Annotated in this window: 2 protein-coding genes and 1 pseudogene; 2 read left to right on the top strand and 1 reads right to left on the bottom strand. The window is 63.9% G+C overall.

Annotated elements, in window-relative coordinates:
- Nucleotides 1-109: 109 nt before the first annotated feature.
- A pseudogene (locus tag LG661_RS24350) lies at nt 110-1,210 on the bottom strand (IS256 family transposase).
- A 276-nt stretch (nt 1,211-1,486) separates the two neighbouring features.
- Between LG661_RS24350 and LG661_RS24355 the strand changes: the two are divergent.
- Nucleotides 1,487-1,810: a hypothetical protein gene (locus tag LG661_RS24355; protein ID WP_230534583.1), complete on the top strand. Its 324-nt coding sequence runs from the start codon at nt 1,487-1,489 to the stop codon at nt 1,808-1,810.
- A gap of 109 nt (nt 1,811-1,919) precedes the next feature.
- Entirely contained in the window at nt 1,920-2,831 is a 912-nt protein-coding gene (locus tag LG661_RS24360; protein ID WP_230534584.1) for a hypothetical protein, read from the top strand.
- The last annotated feature ends 88 nt before the right edge of the window (nt 2,832-2,919 follow it).

The raw sequence follows: 2,919 nt of genomic DNA on the forward strand, positions 1-2,919 counted from the left end.
GAAGCGAAAGCCTCGGGGGCTTTTTGCATGAAACAAAGGGGACCGAGAAGGGGGCTCTTCCAAATCCCATAAATTTTACCGGCCCAGCCTTTGCGCGCATGCAAATATTCTATTCGACAGCGCCATGGATCGTGTTCCATGGCGTGGTGTAAGAGCGCCAGATCACCGCCCGGTCATTGGGGAAGATGCCCACCACATCCGCCCGTCGTTTGATCTCGCCGTTGAGCCGCTCCAGCGGATTGGTCGAGGTCAATCTGACCCCAGTGCTCGCGCGGAAAGCTCATGTACATCAGCACCTCCTCCCGCGAGCGGTCCATCAGCGCGACCAGCTTGGGTCGGCCACCGAGGTCCATTGCTCCCGCGCCGCTGCGGCCGTGTCCTGGGCAAAGATCGTCTTGAGCATCGCCACCACGGCCGGACGCTGCTTCGGGGCCAGATGCGCCATGGCGTTGCGCATCCAGTGCACCCGGCAGCGCTGGTGCGAGGCATGGAAAACCCGGGTTGCTGCCGCCCGCAGTCCCTTGTGATCGTCGGCAATCACCAGCTTCACCCCGCGCAAGCCGCGGTCGGCAAGCTGGCGCAGGAAGGCGGTCCAGAAGGGCTCGGCCTCCGAGGCCCCGGTGGCGATCCCCAGCACCTCACGCCGGCCATCCGTGTTGACGCCCACGGCCAGTATCACGGCCGTGGAGACGATCCGGCCGGCCTCTCTGGTCTTCCGGTAGGTGGCATCGATCCACAAGTAGGGCCACTCGCCCTCGATCGGCCGGGCCAGGAAGGCATTGACCCGCTCGTCGATCTCCTCGCACAGGCGCGAGACCTGGCTCTTGGAGATGCCGGACGCCCCCATGGCTTTGACGAGATCGTCGACCGCGCGGGTGGAGATGCCGTGGACGTAAGCCTCCTGGATCACGGCCGTGAGCGCCTTCTCGGCAGTGCGGCGCGGCTCGAGGAAGGCTGGAAAGTAGGAGCCCTTACGCAGCTTGGGGATGGACAGATCAATCCGGCCGGCGCGGGTGTCCCAAGCGCGCTCGCGATAGCCGTTGCGCTGGGTGAGGCGCTCGGGGCTGCGCACGCCGGCCGGGCCTCCGGTCAGCGCCTCGACTTCCAGGCTCATCAGGCGCTCGGCCGCAAAAGCGAGCATGTCGCGGATGAGATCGGCATCAGCCCCCTTTTCGATCAGCTCGATCAGGGCCATTCTCTCGTCGGTCATCGTCGTCTCCAGGTCAGGGTCAGGTGTCGCAACCCGCACTCTCACCGAAGACTGGCGATGACCACCTCCCGGGCGGCATGCTGCGCTATGGGGAGCTTCGCACGCCACCCTCGCGGTCTGCTCCTACACCATGTCCTGGGACGCTACCTCGCGGAAACGAGTTTTTTCTGGTCGGATCGCTCGAAGTGGACAGCGAAATGCAGAAGCGCTTCGCTGGGGGAACGGGCGTCATCCATCCCTATGGGCATATCGTCGAACTGCAGTCGGAAGAGCGCCATGTTGCTAAGAAAATCGTCAAGAAGTAACGGCGGGCTCACGGCGCTTGCGCTCGGTGCGGCTGCCGCAGGCCTCGGCGGCTGCGTGGAACATGTGAAGCGCAGCGACACGGTGACTTTGGTGGCCAGCAATGCCCAGGCCTGGAACAAGGTTGTTCATACTACAGATCCGTGGCCGCCTTATGTGATGGATACCAATCTCTCAGGCGATGGCCAGAGAACAGCCCGGGCCATCCAGCGCTATACGACAGGCGCGGGCAGCGGGTCAGGGGAGCAGGGAGCCGCTACGGGCGCCGCCGAAACAGCCCCGTCAGGGGCGCAATAGAGTTTGACAAGTTCGAGGCTGCATCCGGGCCAAGATTCTGGATCCGATGGAAGCATCTTTCGTTGTTCTTTGAGAGCTCCCGCGTACGGGGATGTTCAGAGGCAGCCTGATGGAGATTGCATCCGCCTTCCGGGTCATCCCCTCCGACGGTGAGAGGTCCGGTGCTTTCGCCGTATTCCCCTATGACCGGGAACTGGTGCGGCGCTTTCGCGAGGCCTTTCCCCGGGCGCGCTGGCGCAATGAGGAGCAGCGCTGGTTCGTCCCGGGCACGACGGCCACGCGCCGGCTCGACACATGGGTGTCGCGGGAGCTTGAAAACTTTGACCGGTATGCGGACGCCAAAGGGCGAGACGCCTTCAGTTTCGAGCCCCTAAAGAGTCCTTATCTAACCGTGGCGGAGGATCTGGGGGTCCGCACGCCTTATTCGCAGACCATTGTGGAAGCGATGCGGGCGATCCCATGGGCGCGCTGGGATCCGGAGGAGAGGATCTGGCGTGTGCCTTTTCGCGCCTACGAGGAGCTACGCCAACGCTGGCCTGAGATCGAGGCGGCGGCGCGGCGTAACGAGCCTGCTGAGAGGAGGAGGCGGCGCGATGAGCACAAGGCGCAGTCCTCCAGGGAGACCAGCCACATTCAGGCAGAGCGCCGTCGCAGGCGCTACCCGGTGCCGGGCGACGATCTTCCACCTCTGGGAGCACCGGTCGCGACCAACAGCTGGGGCGTGGTGACTTTTGAGGACATCGAGAGCGATACGGTTGCCGAGCCTGGGATGGAAGAGCTCTATCCTCACGTAACGGATGATCCCGCCCGCTATGTCTGGGCGCGCTGGCGCATGCCGACCCTGCAGGAGATCTATCGCACCAGGCCCTCCCGTGAGGATGAGGACGCCGAAACCCGTGTGCGCCAGGGATGGTGGTGGCCCAGCCGTGACGAATTGCAGGAGAGGGCGCGGAAATTGCGCGAGATCGAGCGTGCCCAGCGTTCCCGCAGGCAGCTTCACAAAAGCTCAGTGGATGCTTGAAGAATGAAGACCCGGGCCTGTGACCCGGGTCTTCGAAGTCCAGCTTAGAACGGGATATCGTCGTCGAGATCGTTGAAGCGGGATCCGC

The organism is Microvirga roseola, from assembly GCF_020866965.1.
Taxonomy (GTDB): domain Bacteria; phylum Pseudomonadota; class Alphaproteobacteria; order Rhizobiales; family Beijerinckiaceae; genus Microvirga; species Microvirga roseola.

Coding starts and splice junctions, on each gene's coding strand:
- LG661_RS24355 (WP_230534583.1), top strand. CDS start 1,487: ATGTTGCTAAGAAAATCGTCAAGAAGTAACGGCGGGCTCACGGCGCTT.
- LG661_RS24360 (WP_230534584.1), top strand. CDS start 1,920: ATGGAGATTGCATCCGCCTTCCGGGTCATCCCCTCCGACGGTGAGAGG.